Source organism: Streptomyces exfoliatus, assembly GCF_000725545.1.
GTDB lineage: Bacteria > Actinomycetota > Actinomycetes > Streptomycetales > Streptomycetaceae > Streptomyces > Streptomyces exfoliatus.
Genome location: NZ_JNZP01000023.1, coordinates 1 through 25,952, shown reverse-complemented (window position 1 = coordinate 25,952; position 25,952 = coordinate 1). Strand labels below are relative to the sequence as shown.

27 protein-coding genes, 2 tRNA genes and 2 pseudogenes are annotated in these 25,952 nt (G+C 69.6%); 19 read left to right on the top strand and 12 right to left on the bottom strand.

All coding sequences use genetic code 11. The features are described 5' to 3' along the window. Nucleotides 1-41 precede the first annotated feature (41 nt). Complete coding sequence (locus IO20_RS0125855; RefSeq protein ID WP_030554276.1) at nt 42-977, top strand: MBL fold metallo-hydrolase; 936 nt, start codon at nt 42-44, stop codon at nt 975-977. On the opposite strand, the gene IO20_RS0125850 is transcribed toward IO20_RS0125855, so the two are convergent. Further along, the gene (locus IO20_RS0125850) at nt 956-2,290 is read right to left on the bottom strand and encodes an MDR family MFS transporter (protein ID WP_078946169.1); all 1,335 of its coding nucleotides are present in this window, start codon (nt 2,288-2,290) and stop codon (nt 956-958) included. The two genes, IO20_RS0125855 and IO20_RS0125850, sit on opposite strands and share 22 nt — an antisense overlap. A gap of 125 nt (nt 2,291-2,415) precedes the next feature. On the opposite strand from IO20_RS0125850, the gene IO20_RS0125845 reads away from it, so the two are divergent. The 3 genes from IO20_RS0125845 to IO20_RS0125835 all read left to right on the top strand — a co-directional run bounded on the left by IO20_RS0125845 (nt 2,416) and on the right by IO20_RS0125835 (nt 4,288). Next, entirely contained in the window at nt 2,416-3,177 is a 762-nt protein-coding gene (locus IO20_RS0125845; RefSeq protein WP_030554270.1) for a phosphoglyceromutase, read from the top strand. A 223-nt stretch (nt 3,178-3,400) separates the two neighbouring features. After that, nucleotides 3,401-3,751 carry a hypothetical protein gene (locus tag IO20_RS0125840; RefSeq protein WP_030554269.1) on the top strand — a complete coding sequence of 117 codons (351 nt, stop codon included), beginning with the start codon at nt 3,401-3,403 and terminating at the stop codon, nt 3,749-3,751. A 69-nt stretch (nt 3,752-3,820) separates the two neighbouring features. After that, nucleotides 3,821-4,288 (top strand): GNAT family N-acetyltransferase, encoded by a 468-nt coding sequence (locus IO20_RS0125835; RefSeq protein WP_030554267.1) that lies wholly within the window; start codon nt 3,821-3,823, stop codon nt 4,286-4,288. A gap of 51 nt (nt 4,289-4,339) precedes the next feature. Here the strand turns inward: IO20_RS0125835 and IO20_RS40830 are convergent, their stop codons facing one another. Together IO20_RS40830 and phoU are read right to left on the bottom strand one after the other, a co-directional pair. Beyond that, nucleotides 4,340-4,495 carry a hypothetical protein gene (locus IO20_RS40830; protein ID WP_169749546.1) on the bottom strand — a complete coding sequence of 52 codons (156 nt, stop codon included), beginning with the start codon at nt 4,493-4,495 and terminating at the stop codon, nt 4,340-4,342. 162 nt (nt 4,496-4,657) lie between these two features. After that, the gene (phoU, locus tag IO20_RS0125830; protein WP_030554266.1) at nt 4,658-5,338 is read right to left on the bottom strand and encodes a phosphate signaling complex protein PhoU; all 681 of its coding nucleotides are present in this window, start codon (nt 5,336-5,338) and stop codon (nt 4,658-4,660) included. A 264-nt stretch (nt 5,339-5,602) separates the two neighbouring features. On the opposite strand from phoU, the gene phoR reads away from it, so the two are divergent. Then, nucleotides 5,603-6,832 carry a two-component system sensor histidine kinase PhoR gene (phoR, locus tag IO20_RS0125825; protein WP_030554265.1) on the top strand — a complete coding sequence of 410 codons (1,230 nt, stop codon included), beginning with the start codon at nt 5,603-5,605 and terminating at the stop codon, nt 6,830-6,832. Between the two features lie 5 nt (nt 6,833-6,837). Next, nucleotides 6,838-7,509: a two-component system response regulator PhoP gene (gene phoP / locus IO20_RS0125820; protein WP_465270246.1), complete on the top strand. Its 672-nt coding sequence runs from the start codon at nt 6,838-6,840 to the stop codon at nt 7,507-7,509. Nucleotides 7,510-7,620: 111 nt separating this feature from the next. Here the strand turns inward: phoP and IO20_RS0125815 are convergent, their stop codons facing one another. Continuing rightward, nucleotides 7,621-8,265 carry a copper chaperone PCu(A)C domain-containing protein gene (locus IO20_RS0125815; protein ID WP_030554264.1) on the bottom strand — a complete coding sequence of 215 codons (645 nt, stop codon included), beginning with the start codon at nt 8,263-8,265 and terminating at the stop codon, nt 7,621-7,623. A 605-nt stretch (nt 8,266-8,870) separates the two neighbouring features. On the opposite strand from IO20_RS0125815, the gene IO20_RS0125810 reads away from it, so the two are divergent. From IO20_RS0125810 to IO20_RS0125785, 6 genes are all read left to right on the top strand, one after another. Continuing rightward, nucleotides 8,871-9,353 (top strand): CarD family transcriptional regulator, encoded by a 483-nt coding sequence (locus IO20_RS0125810; RefSeq protein ID WP_003953493.1) that lies wholly within the window; start codon nt 8,871-8,873, stop codon nt 9,351-9,353. A gap of 333 nt (nt 9,354-9,686) precedes the next feature. Then, the gene (gene ispD, locus IO20_RS0125805) at nt 9,687-10,436 is read left to right on the top strand and encodes a 2-C-methyl-D-erythritol 4-phosphate cytidylyltransferase (RefSeq protein WP_030222315.1); all 750 of its coding nucleotides are present in this window, start codon (nt 9,687-9,689) and stop codon (nt 10,434-10,436) included. Beyond that, entirely contained in the window at nt 10,426-10,941 is a 516-nt protein-coding gene (gene ispF / locus IO20_RS0125800; protein WP_030554262.1) for a 2-C-methyl-D-erythritol 2,4-cyclodiphosphate synthase, read from the top strand. Before ispD ends, ispF begins: the two co-directional genes overlap by 11 nt. 65 nt (nt 10,942-11,006) lie before the next feature. Next, nucleotides 11,007-12,407 carry a cysteine--tRNA ligase gene (gene cysS, locus IO20_RS0125795; protein ID WP_030554259.1) on the top strand — a complete coding sequence of 467 codons (1,401 nt, stop codon included), beginning with the start codon at nt 11,007-11,009 and terminating at the stop codon, nt 12,405-12,407. Between the two features lie 80 nt (nt 12,408-12,487). After that, on the top strand, nt 12,488-13,453 hold the full coding sequence (rlmB, locus tag IO20_RS0125790; protein ID WP_030554257.1) for a 23S rRNA (guanosine(2251)-2'-O)-methyltransferase RlmB: 966 nt from the start codon (nt 12,488-12,490) through the stop codon (nt 13,451-13,453). A gap of 92 nt (nt 13,454-13,545) precedes the next feature. Further along, on the top strand, nt 13,546-15,135 hold the full coding sequence (locus IO20_RS0125785; protein WP_030554255.1) for a DoxX family protein: 1,590 nt from the start codon (nt 13,546-13,548) through the stop codon (nt 15,133-15,135). Between the two features lie 103 nt (nt 15,136-15,238). Here the strand turns inward: IO20_RS0125785 and IO20_RS0125780 are convergent, their stop codons facing one another. The 3 genes from IO20_RS0125780 to IO20_RS0125770 form a co-directional block, all read right to left on the bottom strand. Beyond that, complete coding sequence (locus IO20_RS0125780; protein WP_030554254.1) at nt 15,239-15,955, bottom strand: nucleotidyltransferase family protein; 717 nt, start codon at nt 15,953-15,955, stop codon at nt 15,239-15,241. Nucleotides 15,956-16,008: 53 nt separating this feature from the next. Then, nucleotides 16,009-16,419, bottom strand: coding sequence for a hypothetical protein (locus tag IO20_RS0125775; protein WP_030222298.1), 411 nt, complete (start codon nt 16,417-16,419; stop codon nt 16,009-16,011). Between the two features lie 232 nt (nt 16,420-16,651). Then, nucleotides 16,652-17,749, bottom strand: coding sequence for an ABC transporter ATP-binding protein (locus IO20_RS0125770; protein ID WP_030554252.1), 1,098 nt, complete (start codon nt 17,747-17,749; stop codon nt 16,652-16,654). A gap of 182 nt (nt 17,750-17,931) precedes the next feature. On the opposite strand from IO20_RS0125770, the gene IO20_RS0125765 reads away from it, so the two are divergent. Then, nucleotides 17,932-18,005, top strand: a tRNA-Thr gene (locus IO20_RS0125765). A gap of 71 nt (nt 18,006-18,076) precedes the next feature. Here IO20_RS0125765 and IO20_RS38855 read toward each other — a convergent pair. The 4 genes and pseudogenes from IO20_RS38855 to IO20_RS39860 all read right to left on the bottom strand — a co-directional run. Next, nucleotides 18,077-18,470 (bottom strand): annotated as a pseudogene (locus IO20_RS38855) (tyrosine-type recombinase/integrase); the annotation flags it as partial. A 170-nt stretch (nt 18,471-18,640) separates the two neighbouring features. Further along, nucleotides 18,641-18,721 (bottom strand) — tRNA-Ser (locus IO20_RS40390). Continuing rightward, on the bottom strand, nt 18,686-19,060 hold the full coding sequence (locus IO20_RS0125755) for a hypothetical protein (RefSeq protein ID WP_342668791.1): 375 nt from the start codon (nt 19,058-19,060) through the stop codon (nt 18,686-18,688). Before IO20_RS0125755 ends, IO20_RS40390 begins: the two co-directional genes overlap by 36 nt. Nucleotides 19,061-19,244: 184 nt before the next feature. Next, entirely contained in the window at nt 19,245-19,589 is a 345-nt protein-coding gene (locus IO20_RS39860) for a hypothetical protein (RefSeq protein ID WP_245685047.1), read from the bottom strand. Between IO20_RS39860 and IO20_RS41545 the strand changes: the two are divergent. From IO20_RS41545 to IO20_RS0125735, 5 genes and pseudogenes are all read left to right on the top strand, one after another. Further along, nucleotides 19,557-19,655 (top strand): annotated as a pseudogene (locus tag IO20_RS41545) (dCTP deaminase); the annotation flags it as partial. The gene IO20_RS39860 and the pseudogene IO20_RS41545 overlap by 33 nt on opposite strands. A gap of 587 nt (nt 19,656-20,242) precedes the next feature. Further along, a complete protein-coding gene (locus IO20_RS40385) occupies nt 20,243-20,596 on the top strand; it encodes a hypothetical protein (RefSeq protein ID WP_157850803.1) in 354 nt (117 codons plus the stop codon). Nucleotides 20,597-20,620: 24 nt separating this feature from the next. Further along, nucleotides 20,621-21,613, top strand: coding sequence for an ice-binding family protein (locus IO20_RS37725; RefSeq protein WP_078964552.1), 993 nt, complete (start codon nt 20,621-20,623; stop codon nt 21,611-21,613). A 353-nt stretch (nt 21,614-21,966) separates the two neighbouring features. Then, the gene (locus IO20_RS0125740) at nt 21,967-22,551 is read left to right on the top strand and encodes a DUF5819 family protein (protein WP_051874689.1); all 585 of its coding nucleotides are present in this window, start codon (nt 21,967-21,969) and stop codon (nt 22,549-22,551) included. A gap of 61 nt (nt 22,552-22,612) precedes the next feature. Continuing rightward, on the top strand, nt 22,613-23,665 hold the full coding sequence (locus IO20_RS0125735; RefSeq protein WP_030554246.1) for an HTTM domain-containing protein: 1,053 nt from the start codon (nt 22,613-22,615) through the stop codon (nt 23,663-23,665). 3 nt (nt 23,666-23,668) lie between these two features. On the opposite strand, the gene IO20_RS0125730 is transcribed toward IO20_RS0125735, so the two are convergent. Beyond that, nucleotides 23,669-24,067 (bottom strand): thiol-disulfide oxidoreductase DCC family protein, encoded by a 399-nt coding sequence (locus tag IO20_RS0125730; protein ID WP_030554244.1) that lies wholly within the window; start codon nt 24,065-24,067, stop codon nt 23,669-23,671. Nucleotides 24,068-24,497: 430 nt separating this feature from the next. On the opposite strand from IO20_RS0125730, the gene IO20_RS0125725 reads away from it, so the two are divergent. Next, a complete protein-coding gene (locus IO20_RS0125725; protein ID WP_030554242.1) occupies nt 24,498-24,920 on the top strand; it encodes an STAS domain-containing protein in 423 nt (140 codons plus the stop codon). The last annotated feature ends 1,032 nt before the right edge of the window (nt 24,921-25,952 follow it).

The following is a 25,952-nucleotide window of genomic DNA, read 5'->3' as shown; positions in this document are numbered from 1 at the left end:
GGCATCGAGACGCTCACATCTCCCTCCCTAGGCTCGGTCCCATGACGAACGAGAGCACGCAGAGCATCGTCCTGGGGGACGTCGAGGTCACCCGGATCGTCGAGTGGCGGGGGCCGTTCGGTCCCGCGCGCGGCCTCGTGCCGGCCGCCGGCGCCGAGGTGTGGAAGGACAACGAGGACTGGCTCGCGCCGGACCACTGGGCGCCGGACGGCGGCAGCGCGGTCATGGCGCTGCAGAGCTGGGTGCTGCGCAGCGGGGGACGGACCGTCCTGATCGACACGGGGGCGGGCGACGGGCGCGAGCGGCCCCACTCGCCGCACTTCCACCGGCGGCAGGGGGACTTCCCCGGCCGCCTGGAGCGGGCGGGCATCCGCCCCGAGGACGTCGACATCGTCGTCAACACGCACCTGCACGCCGACCACGTCGGCTGGAACACCCGCGACGCGGACGGGGAGTGGGTGCCGACGTTCCCGAACGCCCAGTACCTGCTTCCGGCCGCCGACGACTTCCACTTCGGCCCGGAGAACGCGTACGGCAACGGCGTCCAGGAGGACGACCGGCTGGTCTACGAGGACAGCGTCGCGCCCGTCCACCGCGCGGGGCGGATCCTGCTGTGGGACGGGACCCATCGGATCGACGAGCACCTCACGCTGGAGTCCGCGCCCGGTCACACGCCCGGCTCGGCCGTGTTGCGGCTCGCGTCCGGGGGAGACCGGGCGGTCTTCGTCGGAGACCTCCTGCACAGCCCCGTACAGATCCTCGACCCCTCGTGCAACAGCTGCTTCTGCCTGGATCCGGCGCGGGCGGCGGCGACCCGCCGTCGGGTCCTCGAACGGGCCGCGGACGAGAAGGAGCTGGTCGTGCCGGCGCACTTCGGCGGGGCCGGGGCCGCCGAAGTGCGCCGGGAGGGAGCGGGGTTCGGGCTCGTACGGTGGGCCGCCTACGGCGCGGGGGCTCAGGCGACGACGGAGGCCTGACCGGCGCCGGAGGTCTTGGCCGTACGGTCGAGGGCAGAGTCCGCCGTGTCACCGTCGAGACCACCGTCGCCGTTTCGGTCCGTGTCCCGGTCAGTGTCCGCGTCGGCCAGGACCTTTCGCAGCCGGGTGAAGTACCCGGCGGCGGCGAGGACGCCGATGGCGGCCGTCGCGGCCCACAGGACATCGGGACCGGGACCGCCGACGATCGCACCGGCGGCGATCGGGGCGACGAAACCGGCGACGGCCCAGGACATGCCCATCACGCCCTGGTAGCGGCCGCGGGCGTGCTCGGGAGCGAGCCGGGCGGTGGCGGCGGCGTTCGTCGGGACGTGGATCATCTCGCCGACCGTCCAGACGATCACCGTCGCGGCGAAGGCCACCGGCGAGCCGGCGAGGGCGGTCGCACCGGTGCCGAAGGCGAAGAGGAGGGAGGAGAGGCTGAGCAGGACGACCGGGGAGCGCTTGTCGGTCAGCTTGTTGACGAGCAGCTGGAAGCCGACGATCACGATGCCGTTGACGGCGATGACGACGCCGTACGAGGAGGGGGAGAGGCCCTGGTCCGCCATGGTGAGCGGCAGACCGATCCAGGGGGCGGTGAAGACGAGGCAGACGAGGAGGTTGAGCAGGACGAGGCTCCGGAAGGGGGCGTCGCGCAGCACGGTGAACATGCTGACCTTCGCCTCGACGACCGGCTCGCCCGCCTTGTCGGTACGGGCCTCGGGGCGGGTCTCGGGCAGCCGGAGGAAGACGATGACCGCGCACAGGGTGGTGGCGACGGCGTCGACGACGAAGAGGGTGCGGTAGCCGAGGAAGATCGCGGCGCCGCCGCCGATGGAGGCGATGGCGAAGCCGAGGTTGAGGGCCCAGTAGTTGAGGGCGTAGGCCCGGCGCACGTCGTGGGCGGGCACCATGTCGGCGATGGTCGCGTTGATGGACGGGCGCACGGCCTGCATGGCGACGCCCATCAGGAGGACGACCGTGGCGATGGCCCAGGCACTGGTGACGAAGGCGAGGGCGGCGGCGCTGGCGGCGGCCGCGAGGTGCATGGTGACCATGGTGGGGCGGCGGCCCCAGCGGTCGGTGAGCGCGCCGCCGAGCGGCGACCCGGCGATGCCGCCGAGGCCGTGGAGGGCGACGACGAGTCCCGCGAACCAGGGCGAGTGCCCGAGCTCCACCGTCAGGTAGAGGGAGAGGAACGTGAGGACGAAGGCACCGGTCCGGTTGACCAGGGTCGACAGCCAGAGCCACCAGAAGCCGGGCGGTAGGCCGGAGACCGTCTCGCGCGCTGATCGTCTGAGCGAGTCGATGGACATGTGTGGCCGCCCCCTGCTGTACGTAAGCCCTGCTTCCGGCTCTCGTAACTTACGCATCTCATACGTCGGACGCCAGCGAATTGACGACGCGCGTCAATCGTCGGCGGTCGATTAGGCTCGTCCGCATGGCCGACGCACCGTACAAGCTGATCCTCCTCCGCCATGGCGAGAGCGAGTGGAACGAGAAGAATCTGTTCACCGGTTGGGTGGACGTGAACCTCACCGCCAAGGGCGAGAAGGAGGCGACGCGCGGCGGCGAGCTGCTCAAGGACGCCGGCCTGCTGCCCGACGTGCTGCACACCTCCCTCCAGAAGCGCGCCATCCGCACCGCCCAGCTCGCGCTGGAGTCCGCGGACCGCCACTGGATCCCGGTCAACCGCTCCTGGCGCCTCAACGAGCGCCACTACGGCGCCCTCCAGGGCAAGGACAAGGCCCAGACGCTCGCCGAGTTCGGCGAGGAGCAGTTCATGCTGTGGCGCCGCTCGTACGACACCCCGCCGCCGGCGCTCGCCGACGACAACGAGTACTCCCAGGCGCACGACGCCCGCTACGCGACGATCCCGCCGGAGCTGCGCCCGCAGACCGAGTGCCTCAAGGACGTCGTCGAGCGGATGCTCCCGTACTGGTACGACAACATCGTCCCGGACCTCCTCGCCGGCCGCACGGTCCTCGTCGCCGCCCACGGCAACAGCCTCCGCGCCCTGGTGAAGCACCTGGACGGCATCTCGGACGCCGACATCGCGGGCCTCAACATCCCGACCGGCATCCCCCTGTCCTACGAACTGGACGAGAACTTCAAGCCCCTCAACCCGGGCGGCACCTACCTCGACCCGGACGCGGCCGCCGCGGCCATCGAGGCCGTGAAGAACCAGGGCAAGAAGAAGTAGCCCTGCCCTCTGTCCTCGAAAGAGCCCCCGACCGCCGGTCTTCGGCGGGGCGGGGGCTTCTTCGTGCTTCGAGTGCGTCGGTGGGCGACGGCCTCGCGCCGACCGACGTTCGGCCGGACGGGTGAGGGGGAAACCTTCCGGCGGAGGAGCGCCGCTTGGGGGCCGTCACCGGAGGTTAGAGGTGCGGGTGGAACTGTCACTCCTCATGTGAAGCGAGAACCCCGTGCGTCTCCGGCACTCCCTCGCCGCCGCTTGCGGCGCCCTGGCCCTCACCGCCGCCCTGGCCGCCCCCGCCCACGCCGCCACCGGCGACTTCGGTTACCGGTTCGTCGGCCTGGACGGGTCTCCGCAGAACGTCACGCTGCACGACCCCGCCGGCGGTGAGTGCGTCACGATCCCGGAGGCCGCCGACCCCGCCGCCTCCGCGCCCGCCTTCGCCCCGCACAACGACACGGACCAGTACGCGATCGTCTTCACCGAGCCCGACTGCACGGGCGACTCCTGGACCCTGCGCCCCCACGGCCGCCCCGCCACCGACCGGCTCAAGCTCCGCTCGGTCGTGTTCGTGAGCTAGGGGGTGTGAAAGACCCCAGCCCGCGATAAACAGCGGCGCCCCGAGCCCGGCGTCGGTACCTTTCAGGCCATGAGCACGTCACCGCGCCTGGAGAAGGTCACCCCCGCCAACGTCGACGCCGCCCTCGCCCTGCGCGTCCACCCCCACCAGGAGCGCAACGTCTCCCCCGTGGTGCGGTCCCTCGCCGAGGCGTACGCCTTCGGGGAGGTGGCCTGGCCGCGGCTGATACGCGACGGCGACCGGCTCGTCGGGTTCCTGATGGCCTTCTTCGACATCCCGTGGAACGAGGAGAAGGACCCCACCGACCGCCGCAGCGGTCTCTGGCGCCTCAACATCGCCGCGGACGCCCAGGGCGAGGGGTACGGACGGTTCGCCGTCGAAGCCGTACGCGACGAGCTGCGCCGGCGCGGAACACCGCTGCTGTACGTGACCTGGGAGCCCGGCGAGGACGGACCCGGCGAGTTCTACCGCCGGCTCGGCTTCCGTACGACCGGTGAGGTCAGCGGCGGCCAGACCGTCGGCGTACTCGACGTGTGAGAGAGCGGGGCGAGGGGTGGGGTGCGGATGCCGCGCCCCACCCCCCCTCGGTCAGCCCGAGCAGCCACCGCACTGGCACGGGGCGCCCGACTGGCAGCCGCAGCCGCAGCCCGAGCCGCACCCGCAGGCGCCCAGTACGGGCAGGAGCATCGGCTCCCGCGGCGCCTCCGGCCCGGAGTCGCTCGTCGTCATCGGGGATTCGGCCATGAGGGTCCCTCCCTTTCGAGGCGTGCGTCGCCTCCCCCCATTGCATGCCCAGCCGGGCGGGCGCATCAACGGCGCATCGGCGCCCGCGCGCCTACGCGCCCCCGGGCACCCGAGCCCTCCGGCCCCGCGGACGACGCCCCGCACCCACGGCACCCGCCAGGGTCACGCGCCCTCGACCGGCGAGTCGGAGGCCTGCAGCTCGTCCGCGTGCTCACCCGTCACCAGGTACACGACCCGCTTCGCCACCGACACCGCGTGGTCGGCGAACCGCTCGTAGTACCGGCCGAGCAGCGTCACGTCGACCGCCGTCTCGATGCCGTGCTTCCAGCGGTCGTCGATCAGGTGCTGGAAGAGCGTCCGGTGCAGCAGGTCCATCTCGTCGTCGTCCTGCTCCAGCTGGAGCGCCAGGTCGACGTCCTTCGTGATGATGACCTCCGCCGCCTTCGCCATCAGGCGCTGCGCCAGCTGCCCCATCTCCAGGATGGTCGCGTGCAGGTCCCGCGGCACCGCCGACTCCGGGAACCGCAGCCGGGCCAGCTTCGCCACGTGCTGGGCGAGGTCGCCCGAGCGCTCCAGGTCGGCGCTCATGCGCAGCGACGTGACCACTATCCGCAGATCCGTCGCCACCGGCTGCTGGCGCGCGAGCAGCGCGATGGCCCGTGCCTCCAGCTCGTGCTGGAGGTTGTCGACCTTCTGGTCCGCCGCGATCACGCTCTCGGCGAGCTTGAGATCCGCGTCGAGCATCGCCGTCGTGGCGCGCCCGACGGCCGACCCGACGAGCCGGGCCATCTCGACCAGGCTCTCGCCGATCGAGTCAAGTTCCTCGTGGTACGCGTCCCGCATGGATGTCCCTCTCTACGCAAAGCTCCGGGGTCCGGGTGGGGCTTCGGACCCCCACGCTCCCACGTTCGGCCCCCTACGCGTCCGGTTCCATCCCCACACATGAACCGCCACTTTCCCCCAGGTGAACTCTGGGCTACGCACGCCACCGTCCCGTCCGGGGCAAATGAACCAGCCCCGTCTTCACAGTGAACTCTGAGCGACGAGTGTTCGAGGAGCCACTCGGACGGCTGGGAGAGTGTCCGCGACCACGCATAACCTTGAGGCATGGACGTGAACGCGGCAGTCGCCGCATTGGCCGCGATCGCCGGCGTGTGCACCGGCGTGATCGCCATGCTGGCGTTCCGCTGGAGCGAGCGCGACCAGGCGAGACCCACCCGTACCTCCCTGCACACCGACGCCGTGCTCCCGCCCGGCGTCGACACCGTGCTGTCCGTACTGCGCTCCTCCGCGGTCGTCCTCGACGAGAGCGACTCCGTGGTGAAGGCCAGCTCGGCGGCGTACGCCCTCGGTCTGGTCCGCGGCGGGAAGCTGGCCGTCGAGCCCATGCTCAACATGGCCCGCGACACCCGCCGCGACGGGGAGATACGACAGGTCGAGCTGGACCTTGCCCGGCGCGGCTCCGGACGCGGCGAGGCCCTCGCCGTCTCCGCCCGGGTCGCCCCGCTGGGCTCGCGGCTCGTGCTGCTCCTGGTCGAGGACCTCACCGAAGCCCGCCGTATCGAAGCGGTACGGCGCGACTTCGTCGCCAACGTGAGCCATGAGCTCAAGACCCCGACCGGCGCGCTCTCCCTGCTCTCCGAGGCGGTCATGGACGCCTCGGACGACCCCGAGGCGGTCACCCGCTTCGCCGGCCGCATGCAGATAGAGGCGACCCGCCTCACCAATCTCGTACAGGAGCTCATCGACCTCTCCCGTGTGCAGAACGACGACCCGCTGGAAGACTCCGAGCCCGTGTCCGTGGACGAACTCGTCGCCGAGGCGATCGACCGCTCCCGGCACACCGCCTCCACGAAGCAGATCAGCATGGTCTCCGGAGGAGCGGCCGACCTGCACGTGTGGGGAAGCCGGGGTCAGCTCGCCGCCGCCCTCGGCAATCTCGTGGAGAACGCCGTCAACTACTCACCGGCCCGTACGCGGGTGGGCATCGCCGCCCGCCGCATCGCGGCCCCCGGCGGCGACCTGATCGAGATAGCGGTGACCGACCAGGGCATCGGCATCTCGGAGAAGGACCGCGAGCGGATCTTCGAGCGCTTCTACCGCGTCGACCCGGCCCGCTCCCGTGCCACCGGCGGTACGGGGCTCGGTCTGGCGATCGTCAAGCACGTGGCCGCCTCGCACGGCGGCGAGGTCACCGTCTGGAGCACCGAGGGCCAGGGCTCCACCTTCACCCTGCGGCTGCCCGAGGCGGGCACCGTACGGGACCGCCGGCCCGCCTCCTCCTCCACCCCTGATCTCATGACCGAACCGCTTTCTGCCCCGGAGGTCCTTCCGTGACCCGAGTGCTCGTCGTCGAGGATGAGGAATCCTTCAGCGACGCCCTGTCGTACATGCTCCGCAAGGAAGGCTTCGAGGTCGCCGTGGCGGCGACCGGGCCCGACGGCCTCGACGAGTTCGAGCGCAACGGAGCCGACCTCGTCCTCCTCGACCTGATGCTTCCCGGGCTGCCCGGCACCGAAGTGTGCCGCCAGCTGCGCGGGCGCTCGAACGTCCCGGTGATCATGGTGACCGCCAAGGACAGCGAGATCGACAAGGTCGTCGGACTCGAAATAGGAGCCGACGACTACGTGACGAAGCCCTTCTCCTCGCGGGAGCTGGTCGCCCGCATCCGCGCGGTCCTGCGCCGCCGCGGCGAGCCGGAGGAGGTCACCCCCGCGGCCCTGGAGGCCGGCCCGGTCCGTATGGACGTCGACCGTCACGTGGTGACGGTCTCGGGCGGCAAGGTCGACCTGCCGCTGAAGGAGTTCGACCTCCTGGAGATGCTGCTGCGCAACGCGGGCCGCGTGCTGACCCGCATGCAGCTGATCGACCGGGTGTGGGGTGCGGACTACGTCGGCGACACGAAGACGCTCGACGTCCACGTGAAGCGCCTCCGCGCCAAGATCGAGCCGGACCCGGGCGCCCCGCGCTACCTGGTGACGGTCCGGGGCCTGGGTTACAAGTTCGAGCCGTAGACCGGACGGGAGTCGGTCCGGGGCCTGGGCCACACGTCTGAGCCGTAGACCGCCTTGGACGTACGTGAAGGGGCGCCCCCGAGCCGGGGGCGCCCCTTCACGCGTACACGATCAGTGGCCGGCCGCGGTGGTCGCCTCGCCCGACGGCTCGCCGCCGTGCTCGGAGCCGTGCTCCGAGCCGTGCTCCGCCTCGCCCGTCGGCGACGCCGACGCGGTGGGGGAGCTGCCGGGGGGAGCCGGAACGACCTCGGGGCCGAAGTCCTTGAAGTAGCTCTTCGCCGGGACGACGAAGGCGCTCAGGCTCACGTCGCCGGTCTCGCTCAGCTTGAACGTGACCTTCTGGGCGTCGCCGGCGCGCGCGGCCTCGGAGCCGTTCTCGATGAGGGCGGAGGCGTTGCCCGCGCCGCCGATCACGACGGAGCCGTTGGCCGGGACGGTGATCGGGCCGGTGCCCTCTGCCGCCTTCAGCTTCACGGTCGCGCTGCTGCCCGGCAGGCTGATGGATTCGAGGGTCTGCGGCTGGTCCCCGTTGTTGAAGAGGGTGGCGGAGACGGCGGCCGGGCCCTTGGAGGCGGCCTCGGGCTGGGTGATGACGAGCGCGTTCTGGATCTTGACGTCGTCCACGGTGACGGCGGCGTTGTCCGGCCGGACGCCGAGCGTCTGCGCGTCGTTGCCCGCCCCGCAGGCGGACAGCGCGGCGATGGAGAACACGATGGCGGTGGCGGCGAGGGCGCCGCGTCGAAGGCTGCGGCTCACGGCGGCGGCATCTCCTAGGACGTACGGACAGGCTAAGGACAGGTTTGTGAGCTAAGGACCAGCTAAGGGTGTGTCAGCGCGCTTAGGTTACCGAGCCCTACTCTCCGTCCCGCACCCGACCCGCCCCTAACCGGCCCCCGCCCGTCTCCGTCCGGCGTCCGTCACCGGCCGTCGTGGCCGGATCACGACCCATTGACCTGTTGTTCACATAACCGCCTTGATCAATTCGAGGGTCGCCTCGCATTCCGGGTCCCGCGCCTCCGGAAAATCCCGGAGCGGGGTCGGCTGATCAATTACGGAATCATCGTGCGATGCATCCGTACGGGTGGGCGATCCTCGAACGGAGTAGGCGAAGAAGGCGGCTCCGAACCCGACAAAACGGGGCATCGCTCCTCGGTTGTGGGGCTCCGGGTAGGTGTAACGTGCGCGTTTCTCTGCGTCCACGCAGCGGCTCCGACCTGCGAATACCGCCTTCCGGAAGCCCTCCGCAGCACGTTCGTGATGCTGTTGTCAAGCCCCGAGATATGCCCTGACCTGCGAAAACGCCATTCAGAACAAGCTCTATCCGTGTTACCCTGGATAGCCACGGAAGGGGTACCTGTCACATGACGTTCAAGGTTGGCGACACCGTGGTCTATCCCCATCACGGGGCCGCGCTGATCGAGGCCATTGAGACTCGCCAGATCAAAGGCGTGGACAAGACCTACTTGGTGCTCAAGGTCGCCCAGGGCGACCTGACGGTTCGTGTGCCGGCGGACAATGCGGAGTTCGTCGGTGTTCGCGACGTAGTCGGTCAGGACGGGCTGGACCGGGTCTTCGAGGTGCTTCGCGCGCCGTACGCCGAAGAGCCGACGAACTGGTCCCGTCGCTACAAGGCAAATCTCGAGAAGCTCGCCTCTGGCGATGTCATCAAGGTCGCCGAAGTAGTCCGCGACCTCTGGCGGCGCGAGCGCGAGCGGGGTCTCTCCGCGGGCGAGAAGCGCATGCTCGCCAAGGCTCGGCAGATCCTGGTCAGCGAGCTGGCCCTCGCGGAGAACACGAACGAGGACAAGGCCGAGGCTCTCCTCGACGAGGTCCTCGCGTCCTGAGCGTGCTCTGACGACATCCGAGCGCGTTACCAAGTGAAGCGATGCCGCGGTGCCCGTTGGCGTGCTGTGATCCACACAGTGCCGTCGTCGGGCGCTGCGGCATGTTCGCGTACGTATGCGGAGCGTACGCGCGGTGGCACGCACACGGTCACGAGTCACGTGTGTCCACACCGTCGAGAAAGTACCCGCACCCCCTGTTACGTCCGAACCCCTGTGCTCGGGCGGCAACGCCTCGACCGTCGTCACGGAAAGGGCCCGGTCAAGGCGGAGCGTCCGGCACGGTGAGGCCATACCCATGTCGGCCGCGGAAACAAACCTGCCGGAGTGCAACCGATGTCAGACGAAGCGCGTCCTAGCCGTACCGCCGTGGTGATCCCGGCCGCAGGACGGGGCGTACGCCTCGGGCCGGGCGCCCCCAAGGCGCTGCGCGCGCTGAACGGCACCCCCATCCTCATCCACGCCGTCCGCGCGATGGCCGCCTCCCGGGCGGTCTCGCTCGTCGTCGTGGTCGCGCCCCCCGAGGGCGCCGCCGAGGTCAAGAACCTCCTCGACGCCCACGCCCTCCCCGAACGGACCGACTACCTCGTCGTCCCCGGCGGCGACACCCGCCAGGAGTCCGTGCGCCTCGGCCTCGAAGCGCTCCCCGAGGGCGTCACCACCGTCCTCGTCCACGACGCGGCCCGCCCTCTCGTCCCCGTCGACACCGTGGACGCGGTCATCGAGGCCGTACGGGACGGGGCCGTCGCCGTCGTCCCCGCGCTGCCCGTCGCGGACACCGTCAAGGAGGTCGAACCGGCCGAGAAGCCGGGCGACCCCGAACAGGTCGTCGCCACGCCGGTCCGCGCCCGGCTCCGCGCCGTCCAGACCCCGCAGGGCTTCGACCACGACACCCTGGTCAACGCCCACGCGACCATCGCCCTCACCGGTGAGGGCGCCACCGACGACGCCGGCATGGTCGAGCGGCTCGGCGCGCCCGTCGTCGTCGTGCCCGGCCACGAAGAGGCCTTCAAGGTGACCCGCCCCCTCGACCTCGTCCTCGCCGAGGCCGTACTCGCCCGCAGGAGGGCCAACGATGGCTTCTGAGCAGCCGAACCTCCCCCTGATCCCCCGTACCGGCATCGGCACGGACGTCCACGCCTTCGAGAAGGGCCGCGAACTCTGGTGCGCCGGCCTCCTCTGGGAGGGGGAGGAGTACGGCCTCGCCGGGCACTCCGACGGCGACGTCGCCGCCCACGCCGCCTGCGACGCGCTGTTCTCCGCCGCCGGCATCGGCGACCTCGGCGCCCACTTCGGCACCTCGCGCCCCGAGTGGTCCGGCGCCTCCGGCGTCACCCTCCTCGCGGAGGCCGCCCGGATCGTCCGCGCCGAGGGGTACGAGATCGGCAACATCGCGGTCCAGGTCGTCGGCGTCCGCCCCAAGGTCGGCAAGCGGCGCGACGAGGCCCAGAAGGCGCTGAGCGCGGCGGCCGGAGCACCCGTCTCCGTGTCCGGCACGACCACCGACGGACTGGGCCTGACGGGCCGCGCCGAGGGCCTCGCCGCCCTCGCGACCGCCCTCGTCTACCCCGTATCGCCCCAGAGGCCGTGAAAAACGTGCCCCGCGATACCGCAACAGGTCGCGGGGCACTACCACACGCCCACTACCCTGGAGTGGTGACTATTCGCCTGTACGACACCAGCGCCCGGCAGATCCGTGACTTCACCCCGCTCACGCCGGGCTGCGTCTCGATCTACCTCTGTGGCGCCACCGTCCAGGCGGCCCCGCACATCGGGCACATCCGTTCGGGGCTGAACTTCGACATCATGCGCCGCTGGTTCGCGTACCGCGGCTACGACGTCACGTTCATCCGGAACGTCACCGACATCGACGACAAGATCATCGCCAAGGGCGCGGACCAGGGCCGCCCCTGGTGGTCCATCGGCTACGAGAACGAGCGCGCGTTCAACTCCGGTTACGACGCGCTCGGTTGCCTGCCGCCCACCTACGAGCCCCGCGCCACCGGGCACGTCCCCGAGATGATCGAGATGATGCGCGGCCTCATCGAGCGCGGTCACGCGTACGAGGCCGACGGCAGCGTCTACTTCGACGTGCGCTCCTTCCCGGGATACCTGGAGCTGTCCAACCAGGACATCGACGACCTGCGGCAGCCCGCCGAGGACGGCATCACCGGCAAGCGCGACCCGCGTGACTTCGCGATGTGGAAGGCGACCAAGCCGGGCGAGCCCGACTGGGAGACCCCGTGGGGCCGCGGCCGTCCCGGCTGGCACCTGGAGTGCTCGGCCATGGCCCACAAGTACCTGGGCTCCGCCTTCGACATCCACGGCGGCGGGCTCGACCTGATCTTCCCGCACCACGAGAACGAGATCGCCCAGGCCAAGGCCTTCGGCGACGAGTTCGCGCGGTACTGGGTGCACAACGCCTGGGTCACCATGAGCGGCGAGAAGATGTCGAAGTCGCTCGGCAACAGCGTGCTCGTGTCCGAGATGGTCAAGAACTGGCGCCCGATCGTCCTGCGCTACTACCTGGGCACCCCGCACTACCGGTCGATGATCGAGTACAGCGAGGAGGCCCTGCGCGAGGCCGAGTCGGCGTTCGCCCGTATCGAGGGCTTCGTCCAGCGCGCCACCGAGAAGGCCGGGACGACCGTCGCCCCCGCCGACGAGGTGCCGCCCGCCTTCGCCGAGGCCATGGACGACGACCTGGGCGTGCCGCACGCGCTCGCGATCATCCACACCACCGTCCGCCAGGGCAACAGCGCCCTCGCCGCGGACGACAAGGACGAGGCCATCGCCCGCCTCGCCGAGGTCCGTGCCATGCTCGGCGTCCTCGGCCTGGACCCGCTCGACCCGCAGTGGGCCGAGGAGACCGGTGGCGGCGAAGAGCTCCACGGCGCCGTCGACACCCTCGTACGGCTCGTGCTCCAGCAGCGCGAGTCGGCCCGCGAGCGCAAGGACTGGGCGACCGCGGACGCGATCCGCGACCAGCTCAACCAGTCCGGTCTCGCCATCGAGGACAGCCCCGACGGCCCCCGCTGGACGCTGGGCAACCGTTAGAAGACGTGCCGCTCGGGGCTCCGGGCGGCACACTTCAGTTACAGACTTTTGTACGCAGGCAATAGAGGAAACAGGTAGTCATGGCCGGGAACAGCCAGCGCAGGAACCGTCGCACGTCCAACAAGAAGGGTGCGACGGTCGGCAGCGGTGGCCAGCGGCGCAAGGGCCTCGAAGGCAAGGGCCCGACCCCCAAGGCCGAGAACCGCAAGGGCCACAAGGCGTTCCGCGTGACCAACGCGATGAACCGGCAGGCGGCCAAGCGCAAGCCCGTCGCGCGCCGCGGCGGCAAGGGCACGTCCGAGATGGTCGTCGGCCGCAACCCGGTCTTCGAGGCCCTGCGCGACGGCGTGCCCGCCTCGACCCTGTACGTGCAGCAGTTCATCGACAACGACGAGCGCGTGCGCGAGGCCCTCAACCTCGCCACCGGCCGCGGCAACATCAACATCATGGAGGCGCCGCGCCCCGAGCTCGACCGGATGACGAACAACCTGAACCACCAGGGTCTCGTCCTCCAGGTCCCGCCGTACGAGTACGCGCACCCCGAGGACCTCGCCGCGACGGCCTACGACCACCACGAGGAGCCGCTGATCGTCGCCCTCGACGGCATCACCGACCCGCGTAACCTCGGCGCCGTCGTCCGCTCCGTCGCGGCCTTCGGCGGCCACGGCGTCGTCGTCCCCGAGCGCCGCGCCGCCGGTATGACCGCCGGCGCCTGGAAGACCTCGGCCGGCACCGCCGCCCGTACTCCGGTCGCCCGCGCCACCAACCTGACGCGCTGCCTGGAGGCGTACCAGAAGGCCGGTCTCGCGGTCGTCGGCCTCGCCGCCGACGGCGACCACGACATCCACGACCTCGAGGCGCTGTCCGGCCCGGTCGTCATCGTCGTGGGCTCCGAGGGCAAGGGCCTCTCCCGACTCGTCGGCGAGACCTGTGACTTCCTCGTCCGCATCCCGATGCCGGGCGGCGCCGAGTCGCTCAACGCCGGTGTCGCCGCCGGTGTCGTGCTCTACGAGGCGGCCCGCCGCCGGATGGGCACGTCCCTGTAGTACTTTCGGCCCCGGCCGTGGCGTGATCTTGACGGGTCTCGGACATTTGCGAGCCGTCAAGGCAGTGTCCTAAACCCAGATCACTCGGTTAGATGAGTGTGGACACCAGAACGCCCCGGCCGGGGTTCGACGATCAGCCCGCGTTGAGCATGGTCAAGGTGGATTCCGATCCCGCCCAGGTGATCGTGAACCACGCCAGCTTCCGTGTGCGGCTCGCACCCGCCCCGCAGCCGAAGTTCGGCGCCGGCGCCCGCACCGCAGCCCTCTCCGGGGTCGCGGCGGGAGCGGGCGGCGCCCGCCGCCGTCCCGTCGTATGGACCGGAAAGTCCTCACCCGGCGCGACCGGCCTCCTCCAGGCCGTCCGCGAGTCGTCGGTCTCCACCCTGGAACCCGGCATCGGCCACCCGGGCCATCCGGGACACTCCGGGCTCGACGCGGGCGCCACCCAGGCCATCCCGCGCATCGACGACACCATGCCCACCCCCGTGGTGACCGCCGACTCCGGACCCCTGCTGCCGCCGATGCGCCGAGCCGAGGGCGCGTACGACGAGCTGTACGAGCTCCGCCCCGAGACCGGTGGCCCGGGAGCCCACGAGGACGACGACGCGGCGCACGACCGGTCCCCGCAGCGCCACGGGCAGGACAGCGTCCGGCACGCCTACTACCCCGGCCGCCGGATGAACCTCGGCGTCGTCCTGCTCCCGCTCCGCGTCTTCCTCGGCTTCATCTCGATCTACGCGGGCATGGGCAAGCTCTGCGACCCCGTCTACTTCGACGGCGGCGAGCGCGGCTCCATGGTGAAGTGGCTCAACTCCCTGCACCCCTGGGCCCTCGCCGAACCGCTCCGCGACTTCGCCCTCCAGCACCCCGTCGGCGCCGGTCTCACCGTCGCCTTCCTCCAGGTCGTCGTCGGCGTCCTCACCGTCTTCGGCCTCTGGCAGCGCGCCGCGGCCGTCGTCGGCGCCCTGCTCTCGGCCGCGCTCCTGCTGACCGTCAGCTGGAGGACCGTCCCGGTCTACGACTCCGCCGACATCATCTACCTCGCCGCCTGGTCCCCGCTGATCATCGCCGGAGCCCCCGTCTACTCCCTCGACGGCCGCCTCGCCGGCGAGGCCTGGCGCACCCTCGGCCCCCGCGCCGACCTCTGGGAGCTCCGCCGCCGCGTCATGCGCCGCAGCACCCTCGTCGCCTCCGTCGTCGTCGGCCTCACCCTCCTCATCGGCTCCGTCCTCGGCGGCGCCGTCCGCTCCACCGAGATGGTCACCGTCCCCGGCCCCAACGACGACCCGATCAACCACCTCCCCGGCCGGCCGCTCTCCACGGAGACCACGAGCCGCGCGCCCTCCACGGCCGCGTCCACCGCGCCCCGGCCGTCCGCGACCAGCGAGGCCCCGGCCGAGCGCGAGGAGACGCGGGAGGCGACCCGGCCCACCGAGACGACCCGCGAGGCGAGCCGGACCCAGGAGCAGCGCCCGACCGCCACCCAGGGCAGCAGCACCGGCGCCACGAGCAGCGGGCCCACGGAGTCCCGGCCGGAGCCCCCGCCGACCACCAGCGACACCCCGACCAGCACAGGCGGCACGTCGAGCGGCGGCTCCACCGGCGGTTCGACGGACACGCCCCCGGAGAGCGGATCGACGTCGGGCGGGGCGAGGAACCCGATCGGCGGCCTGCTGGGCTGAGAGGCCCGTAGGGGATCTCGTACGGGATCCCGTCCCGGATACGGAGAGGGCGGCACCGCACGAAGCGGTGCCGCCCTTTCTGCTGCTCTGAACTCGCCGGCTCTCAGCCCCTCTGGAGGGCGAGTTCCTTCGCGGCCTCGGTGAGGTCCTTGGCGGTGTCGATGGCCCGCCAGTACGCGCCCTGGGGGAGCGGGAAGCCGGCGAGGCGCCGCTCGCGGGCGAGCCGGGGGAAGGTGGTCCGCTCGTGGTCGCCGAGGTCGGGGAGCAGCTCGGTGAAGGCCGCGGAGAAGACGTACACGCCGGCGTTGATCAGGAACGGCGACGGCGGCGACTCGATGAAGTCGGTGATGTGCCCGAAGGTGTCGGTCTCGACGGCGCCCCACGGGATCCGGGGACGGGCGAGGGCCAGCGTGGCGAGGGCGTCGCGCTCCGCGTGGAAGGCGGCCATCTCGCGCAGCGAGAAACGGGTCCAGATGTCGCCGTTGGTGGCGTACCACGGCTGGTCGGGCGCGGGCAGGCGGGCGGCGGCGTACTTCAGGCCGCCGCCGCGGCCCAGCGGCTCGGTCTCGACGACGGTCGTCACCTTGAGGGGGAGTTCGGCGCCTTCGAGCCACTCCTGGAGCACCTCGGCGAGATGGCCGCAGGAGACGACGGCGTCGGTCACGCCCTCGGCGGCCAGCCAGGAAAGCTGATGGCCGATGATCGGGGTCCCGGTGCCCGGGATCTCGACCATCGGCTTGGGGCGGTCGTCGGTGTACGGGCGGAGCCGTGAGCCCTGGCCGCCCGCCAGGACCACGGCCTGCGTCGGAGTGGTGTGCATACGGGGAACGATAGGTGCCCCGTACGCCCGACGGCCGGACGCGCGACGGCGCCTCAGCTCGCGCGCATCACGCCGGTCGCGTACGAGGTGTCGCAGACCGGTCGGGAGAAGGACTGGGCGCGGGAGGGGCCGTACTGCTCGACGGCGGCACGGCCGAGGGAGCGGGCGATGGACATGCAGTGCTTGGCGAGGGAGGGCCGGTTCTCCACCTCGCGCTGGAGGTGGGTGAGAGCCGTGCCGGGGTCCTTCTCCTGGAGCTCGGCGAGGAGCTGGTCGCGCAGGACGTCCTGCGGGGCACGGGACTTGGCCCGGACGGAGACCTCGGAGGAGGACGCCGTGAGCTGGGTCCCGGCGTCCTTGCCGGCCCACGGTACGGCGGACACCGCGAGCGTTCCCGAGAGCACCAGGACGACGGGCAGGACGAGGGCGAGAGAGCGGCCGATTCGGCGGGCAGTGTGCGTCACGCAGGCGAGCGTAGCGGGCGGTAGTGATATGGCGACATTTAGTCACTCTCGCGGGGGATGGTTCGAGGCGACTTTTCGAATCCCGTGTTGACGCGGGGGGTGTCGGCGGGCCCTGAATGCCGGGGCATGTCGGGGTTTCGCCGGGTAAACCACCCGGGAGGCTGCCACATGGACCAACGGCCCCGCGTCCACGAGGGACACGGGGCCGAGGAGAGGTCGTCGGGACCGGGGGTCAGTCGCTGAGGCGCGCGCCCGTGGAGGTCGAGAAGACGTGGAGCTCGGCGGCGCGGGGCACGACGTGCAGCGTGGTGCCCTTGGCGGGGACGCCACGGCCGCCGACGCGGACGACCAGGTCCTTGTCCTCGCCGCCGACGCGGGTGGAGCCGTACACGAAGCCGTCGGAGCCGAGCTCCTCGACGACGTTGACGGTGACGGCCAGGCCGTCCTTGCTCGTCTCGCCCGAGACGTCGAAGTGCTCGGGGCGGACGCCGACGGTGACGGTGGTGTCGCCGTTGGCGGACGCGGCGGCGATGGCGTCACGGGTGACCGGGACGACGCTGTTGCCGAACTTCACGCCGCCGTCGACGATCGGGACCTCGATCAGGTTCATGGCGGGGGAGCCGATGAAGCCGGCGACGAAGAGGTTGGCGGGCCGGTCGTACATGTTGCGCGGCGAGTCGACCTGCTGGAGCAGACCGTCCTTGAGGACGGCGACGCGGTCGCCCATGGTGAGGGCCTCGGTCTGGTCGTGGGTGACGTAGACCGTGGTGATGCCCAGACGGCGCTGGAGGCCGGCGATCTGCGTACGGGTCGACACACGCAGCTTGGCGTCGAGGTTCGACAGCGGCTCGTCCATGAGGAAGACCTGCGGCTCACGCACGATGGCACGACCCATGGCGACACGCTGACGCTGACCACCGGAGAGCGCCTTCGGCTTCCGGTCCAGGTACTCGGTGAGGTCGAGGATCTTCGCGGCCTCTTCGACCTTGGCGCGGATCTCGGACTTGTTGACGCCGGCGATCTTGAGCGCGAAGCCCATGTTGTCGGCGACGGTCATGTGCGGGTACAGCGCGTAGTTCTGGAACACCATCGCGATGTCCCGGTCCTTCGGCGGCAGGTGCGTGACGTCGCGGTCGCCGATGCGGATGGAGCCGGCGTTGACGTCCTCGAGACCCGCGAGCATGCGCAGGGAGGTCGACTTGCCACAGCCCGAGGGGCCGACGAGGACGAGGAACTCGCCGTCCTCGATCTCGATGTCGAGCTGGTCGACGGAGGGCTTGGTGGCACCGGGGTACACCCGGGTCGCCTTGTCGAAAGTGACGGAAGCCATGGTGATGTGTCCCTTCACCGGCAGGAACGTGCCGGACGATCCGAGTAAAGGAAGGATTGAGGTCTAGTCCACCGAGATGAACTCCAGGCGACGCTACCTGCCGAACCGCGATCTGTCAGCAGTCGAACGGCAACGAGATTTCCGACCGTCCCCCGTACGCCGTTGGTTACACTGCACTCGCTGCCTCCTTAGCTCAGCTGGCCAGAGCACCGCTCTTGTAAAGCGGGGGTCGTCGGTTCGAACCCGACAGGGGGCTCATGGCAGAGGGCCAGCGCAGGGGCACGATTCCCCGGTGCTGGCCCTTTCGCATGATCACGGCCGTGCCACCTACGTGCCAGAAGGCGGCGGATCGCTGCCCTTCCGGGCTTGGCGGACCATCTCTCCGAGCTTCCCCGCGATGTGCTGATCACGGTCGCTCGTCATGTGCTGATAGATCAGCGCGGCCCGGGTGGTGCTGTGCCCCATCCGCGTCATCAGCTCGCGCGTGCTGGCCCCGGTGCTGGACGCGAGGGTGTTCCCGGTGTGCCGAAGGTCGTGGAAGTGCACATTTCCGGAGACGCAGGCCTTCGTGCGGGCGGCGGTCCAGTCGTCCCGGAAGTTGCTCCGCCGCAGCAGGCCGCAGCAGGCCGCCGCGGGGACCCCGGAAGAGGTGGCCGTCCTGCCCGGCCCCGGCGAAGTGCTCCAGGCGGTGAGTCAGCTCGGGAACGAGTTCGGCCGGGAAACGGAGGCCGGTGTGGTCGCTCCGCGTCGGTACCGGTCTCTACGGCGCGGGGCCCGTGCCCCCACGTGCCCCAACTAGCGGTTAACCACGGGGAACACCGGTCAGCCGCAGGGAAGAGGCAGGAGAACGGCCCCGACCGTGTCATCTGGTAGGCCGTTCTACCTGCTCGGTGGGTGTGGGATTTGAACCCACGGTGACTCGCGCCACGACGGTTTTCAAGACCGTGTACGGATCGACGCTCCCAAAGCGTCGAGTGCGCCCACGGCCGCGTGGATATGAGCCGGGCCGCGACGCAACCGTTCTCCCGCGCACCACCAGGAGAGTCGCTCTTCCGTGTCCTCCATTGGATGCATGCCCAGGCCATGCTCGGGGCACAGGGGCCACGCCTGCCACAGAAGCTCCATGACGGTCTCCTGCGCGGCATCGGCGACGCTCGCCAGCGCAGAGGCAAGGCTGTCCTGTGAGTTCGGGTCCAAGTGGTTGCCGTGCCACTCGCCGTTGGCCATGGCGACGTAGACGTTCTCCGGCTCATCCGCGTCGTAGGACGGAAGGGCCAGCAGCTGCAGGGGTTCCAGCTGGGGAAGCGTCACCGCTAGGTCCCGGTTCAGAAGGGCGAGAGCCTGGTCCCACACTGGGTGCTCGCCCGGCGAGACGCGGCGAGGCTCAGGGGGGTCGAAGAGAGCGCACATGAGCACCATCCTCCGCCATGCCAGGGACAGCCCCCATCGCTCAACAGCGTCGCCCCCATGCAGAGACCGCGTGCGGGGGCTGACATCAGCGGCTGACGGGTGCGTACACCAGCACCTCTGCCCGGCCGTCGAACCAATCGACGATGCTCTCCACCGAGGCGGTGTCCCACTTCTCGCGGTCCGCGCCCCGCTGGGCCCGGTGGCGGCGCAGGACCTCGACGGTGTCGGAGTCCAGGGCGATGGTGCGCGCGCCCGCGCCGGTCCTGGGGGCGTCCTCGTAGACCTCCCAGCCGTCGACGACGAGCTGCTTGGCGACGGCGATGAGGCCGGCGTCGAGAGGGGTGTGGGTCCACTTCTGACCGCACGCTTCGCCGTGCCGCCACCGGCCTCGTCCTCCAAGCCCGGACTGCTCTACCTCGGCGTCACGCACGAGCGCGCCGGCTCGGAGACGTACGCGCAGATGCTCAACGGCGACCGCACCATCGGCGCCCTCGGCCCCGCCGAGGCCGGGTTCGCCACCAAGTGGGATGCCCATTCGCTGGCCATCCAGACGGGCGGCCTCCCACCCGAACGCGGACCGTTCTGGCACCTTCCGCGAGCTCGCCTTCGACTGAAACAGCGGGCATCCGCCTGCTCAGTAGGAGCTCAGCGGCTGCTGTCAGTTGAGAATGCCGAAGTCGGAATCGGGGTGAAAGATCCTTCACGCTGCGGTGGGCGAAGGCCGGCACGGCAGGGACGGCCAGCAGGAGTCGGCCGTCTCCGCCGGACCGTCACCAACCGCTCCTGGTTGCTTCCCGCCGCATGCCCGACGCCATCCAGAAGCGACTGATGCATCCACGCTCGGATGAGCCTGTCGATGTAACGCCTGGTGACGTAGCTGGAGAGGTGGCGCGCGGCTTCGTTGCCCCACTCCAGGTAGGCCTAGAGCCTCATGTATGCAGAATCGTTAATTCCGCCCACTGAGGTTTCTCGCTTCATTGTGGACGGATCGAAAAGCGTTGAGAACATGCCGTCGAGTTTCAGGGTTACAACCATATTGAAATAACGCCAGTCGGCGGCGATTGATCGGCGTCGAGCGCCTACATGTTAAAGGCGCGACGGCAGGAATTTACTGCATCGGCGGTGGATCATCACGCGGATAGGGGAATCTGCTCGGCTCGCCATTATCGTACATTCTTTGATCCGTATCGGTTGATTCTGTCGACACGGCCCGACCGGATCGTCATCGAAGTCGGATTCCTGCGTAATATGCCGCCGACAGAAGAGGCGATTCCCATCGAAGAGGGACGCCGGACGCCACCACCCCGTACAGGAGTTGGCTCCTTAATGACACTGAACATTCCCGATGCGCCACAACGGCGCACAATGACGGCCTGGATCGCGGGGGTACTCACCCTGCTGGTCGCTGTTGCCGTCGTCGCAGTGACGCCTACATGAGCAAATGCGGCAACAGCGGTCCCGTTGGGTACCGCGACAAGCTTCGCGGTACTGGCCGGTTCGACGGTCACCAACGAAGGTAATTCTGTGGTCACCGGCGATGTCGGTGTATCCCCGGGTACGGCCGTTACGGGCTTCCCGCCCGGAACGGTGGTGGACGGGACGATCTATGCAGGCGCGGCGGCTGCCGGAGCGAAGGACGATCTTGGCACCGCGTACGACAACGCCTTCGGCCAGCCCAAGGAATTCGACCTTTCCCCGGCGCCCGTGACTCCCACGCTGATTCCGGGTACCTACGCCGTCGAGTCCGGTCTCCTGGTCAACGGGACCTGGACTCTGGACGCCCAGAACAATCCTGACGCTGTCTGGGTGTTCCAGGTTCCTGCGGGACTGACCACCGCATCCGGGAGCAGCATTGTCCTTCAGAACGGCGCCCAGGCCTGCAACGTGTTCTGGGTGACCGACGAGTCGGCCACGCTGGGATCCGGCTCGACCTTCGTGGGCACCCTCATGGCGCTCACCGCGATCACTGTCAACAGTGGGGCGACCATCGAGGGCCGTGTACTGGCCCGCACCGCGGCCGTGACGCTGAACAACAACGTGATCACCAGGCCGGAGTGTGAGAACACCACCACCACGACCACGGGTGACGCTGCTACGGGCGATACCGCCACGGGTGACGCTGCTACGGGTGACGCTGCCACCGGCGACGCTGCTACGGGCGATGCCGCTACGGGTGACGCTGCCACCGGCGACGCTGCTACGGGTGACGCGCCGCTACGGGTGACGCTGCCACGGGCGATGCCGCTACGGGTGACGCTGCCACGGGCGATGCCGCTACGGGTGACGCTGCCACGGGTGACGCTGCTACGGGTGACGCTGCCACGGGCGATGCCGCTACGGGTGACGCTGCCACGGGTGACGCTGCGACCGGTGACGCTGCCACGGGCGGCCATGACACGGGCGGCCACGACACGGGCGGGTACGGCGACGACTGCGCGTGCGACTCCCCCGTGAAGCCGGGGAAGCCCGGCCACCACAAGCCGTAGAAGCCCGGCCAGCGCAACAGGCCGGATAGGCACAACGTGCACGAGGCGCACGTTCCGCGCTGAATGTGAGACGGGTGGTGCGCGGTGGACCGTCGTCAAGTTCCGTCGCGCGCCACCTGCGGAAGCGGGAGCAGCAGGTGCGAACAGTCAGGATGGGAAGGACCGGGTGGGGCCGTGCTGAGCGGTGCTGAGCCGACAAACGTGAAGTATCCGCAGCGGACCGGCGCTGAGCCGGCAGCGCAGGACGACGGCGGGGGACCGGGTGGCACCCGTGAGAATTCAGGGCCACCCCGCCCGCTGAGCGCTGCCACAGGAGCCGCGGTGGCCCTGTGCCTGGCAGTGACCCTGGTCCATGTACTCCTGGTGTTTCTGTACGTGGCACCTCCGAATGCCATTTCGAAGGCGTACAGCCAGCAGGTCAACGCGTGGGTCCGGCCGGTGTTCGAGCAGAACTGGCGGCTCTTCGCCCCGAATCCCCAGTCCGTCAACCGGCAGATCTCGGCGAGGGTCAAGCAGACAGCACCAGACGGCACCGCACGGATGAGTGGCTGGATCGATCTGACCGCCGCGGACGACTCTGCCGTCAAGCACAACGTCTTCCCGAGCCATACGGCACAGAACATGCTGCGCCAGGCCTGGAATTCGTACCTCAAAACGCACGGGAGCGACAACAAGCCGCGCTCGGAGCGGGCCCTGATGATCGAGAAGTATCTGCGCAACATCGCAGCAGAGCGTGTCGCCGCCCAACACGGCGGCACCTTCGATTCCATCCAGCTGCGGGTGATCTCGCGGCCTATTGCTGCGCCCGGCGCAGCGGCTGAATCCCGCCCGGCCGCAGCGACACCGACGCGGGCCGAAACTCGGTATCTGCCCTGGTGGAAGGTGGCCTCGCATGCAGGGAACTGAGCAAGAGCCGGTCGCGGCGCCGAAAGTGTCGGCGCGTACCACCGAGCGGGCCGCCGTACTCATGCCGCAGCGCGTACTCGGCCGGGTCCACGCGTTCCTCGTCCTCCTGACCGAGCGGCCGGTGTCTCTGTACGCAGCGGCGGTGCTGCGCATCGGGTACGGGCTGCTCTATCTCGTCTTCCTGCTCCGCGAGTTTCCCCACCGCGACGAGATGTGGGGCCCAGGGTCACCGTGGACGCCCACGCTGGCCAGGCAGTTGTTCGACCAGAGCGGGTGGGCCAGCATCCTCACCCTCTCCGACAGCCGGGTGTACTTCGAGATCTGCTACGCCGCGGCCCTGGTCACGTGTGCGCTGTTCCTGCTGGGCTGGCGGACGCGGGCGATGTCCGTGCTGTTCGCGGTAGTAGTGGTGTCATTCCATGCCAGGGCGCTCTTCATGGCGGACGGCGGGGACAATCTCATGGTCCTCATGGCTGTATATCTGGTGTTCACCGCGTGCGGCCGGCGCTGGTCCCTCGACGCCCGCAGGGTCCGGCTCCAGGCGTCGGCGGGTGAGACGTCAGACCTGCGGGGCGGCGATCTCCGGCACCATCTCGGCGACGCCCGCATCGTCTTGTCCACGGTGCTGCACAACTGCGGAATGTTCGTCATCGCCGCCCAGGTCTGCTTCCTCTACGGATGCGCGGGCCTGTACAAGGTCCAGGGCCCCAAGTGGGGTGACGGCACCGCCCTCCACTACGTCTTGAACATCGATCTGTTCCGTCCCTGGCCCGAGCTGTCTCAGCTGGTCGCCGAGCAGCACCTGTTGATTGCCGTCGTCGGCTATCTGACGGTGCTGGTGCAGGTCGCCTTTCCGTTCGTCCTGTTCGGCAGAATCAAATACCCTGTTCTGATCCTTCTGTTGGGCATGCACGTGAACATCGCGGTGCTCATGGGACTGCCACTCTTCTCGGGCGCGATGATCGTCGCGGACGCCGCATTCCTGCCGGACCGCTTCTACCGATCCCTGGGAAGACTGTGGCGGCGTACTTTCCGGCGCACAGGAGGCGTGGGAGCGAAAGCCCCGGTCGGGACAGCGCCTGCTTCGGTGCCGCCACAGCCCTCGGCAGAGTAAAGGTCAGCAGTCCGGGTTCCCTCGCATGTGGGCAGGGAGAGAGCAGGTGGCCGTGCCGCCCGGCATGCGGTGGCGGTTCCTCGCGACAACCCGGTAGACGCCCCGTGCCATCCAGTTGGCAGGCGGCACCCGAAGAGCAAACCCGAGCCACCACCAGCGCTTTCGTCCGCACATCAGCACGGCGGACAGGGCGCGCGGTCCACCGTAGACCTCGCCGCCGACAGGACTGATCCAGAGGACCTCGCGGTCGGCTCTGGCTTCGGTGACGTTCAAGGCGGCGAGGTCGGCGTACTGCCAGGGGACGAATTGCACACGCGGCTGAATGATGCGCCGAACCATCTCGATGGTTCTGCCACAAAAACCGCAGTCTCCGTCAAACAACAGAACGGGCTCGCTCGCCATCTGGACTCCACTCCTCGACGTGCTGTGCTGTGCTGAAGAGCTTCAGTGTGTGGCGATCAATGCCGATTGGCAGGGCAACACGACCTACCGGGCCCCTGCTGATCCGGCTGCCGTCGGACGCCGCACATAGCTCACCGGCATCGACGAGTTCCTTTCAGCCGCTGCCGACAGAAGGAACTCCCACTCGACGACGGTTCCTTCGGGGTTGAGGTTGCCGAAGGAGAGCGGCCCGCATGCACGTGCCGGCCCGGTCTGAAGCACCGAAGCCGCTGATGTGTCATCAGGCGCTACGAAGAACCTGACGATGATGCTCACCGCCCACGACCATGAACGGCCGGACATGCCCTAGCGGCGATCGGTGCTGGTCACATGGGGTGAAAGGGTCGCGTGGCTAGTTTCCTGGCCCCGGGCAGGAGCCGTTGACGGGAATGTGAACACCTCAAGCACCGCCTCGATACTGCCCGCTCCCCTCGCCACCCCTGCCCCTGCTGTCGTGCACGACTCGGGCGCGGACACCGCGCCCGGCGTCATAGTCATCGCCTCCTGCGCCACCCTCGGCAGCACCCTGGTCCTCCATCTCGCCGGGGAGATCGACCACTACAGCGCCGCCCCGCTGCGGGCACTGCTGGCCTCGGCCGCCGACAACGGCTGCACCGGCCTCGTCCTGGACACCGCCCGGGTCGCCTTCTGCGACTCCGGCTTGCTCGCTGTCCTCGACTGGTGGCCCAGGCGCGGACGCCGCCTCAGACTCGTGAACCGCTCCCGGGCCGTTCAGCGACTCCTGGCCTCGGCCGCCGCCGCGGGTCGGCAGAGGGCCCAGGCCGGCCCGCCGACGGCAGCGGCCACGTCATGACGTTCATACTCCTGACCTGCGTCGACCGGCGGCGAGCGCGTGCGAGGGGCACGGGGGCTGTGGTCGTGCACGGCCACCTCGACGCTGTCCAGGTGCGCGGTCAGGTCGAGGGTGCAGGTGCCATCGCCGTGGCGCGGGGGCGTTGGCCGTTCCTCCCCGTCGGCGCATCTGCCCCAACGAGCGGCGGTCAACCCGCTGCGACCGCGCTGTGGCTCACCCGTGTCACTGTTCGAGGTCGATTACCTCACTACCGGACACGTGAAAATCTATGCCGGCTGGAGTAGACATTGGATGGTGGCGTGGTTATGGTTTCTCTCGTAGCCCAGAGAGACAGCAGGGCCTGGCAGAGACGAACTGCCGGCAAGTAGTACCCGCAGTACAGATGGTTGCAGTACGCAGGACGGTGCGGCGGTGGAGTGTCGAAGCCAGGGTTGTTGCAGGACGGCGACGGGACTGACGGCCGGACCGGGTGGCCCGCAGTGATCAGGGGCCGCCGCAGCGGGACCGCGGTCATGGCAGATGCGGTACCCGCGAGTGCAGTGCGCAGTACCCAGCAGTGAAGTCAGTGAGCGGTACCCCTGGTGAAGGCGTCGGCTGCGGACGCGCGCACCGGGAAGTTCGGCAGTGGGGTTCTAAGCCAGAGCAGACGCAGGACGGGCAACGGGGCTGGCTGCCGAAGAGTGGCGCTGTCACAGGCCGCTGAGCAGTTCGCAGTACCAAGCAGTACCCGCAGTACGCAGTACCAAGCAGTACCCGCAGTACGCAGTACCCCGTAGTAAGTAGTTGATCACCGAGGAACAACGGAGGAGCGACGCACCATCAGGATCGCCCGGGCGGATGTCTTGAACCCGGGTACCGCAGGACATCGATAGTGAGGTGGTCTCCGGTCAAGCAACCGCGATCCCCGCACTCCCGACAGCGACTGGGTCGGGCAGGCGGACACAGAAGGCCGGCGCGGTATCAGGGTCGGCACGTGGTGTAGAAGTTCCTTCGGGGCCCTGGTGCCGTACGGCACCAGGGCCCCTCCACGCG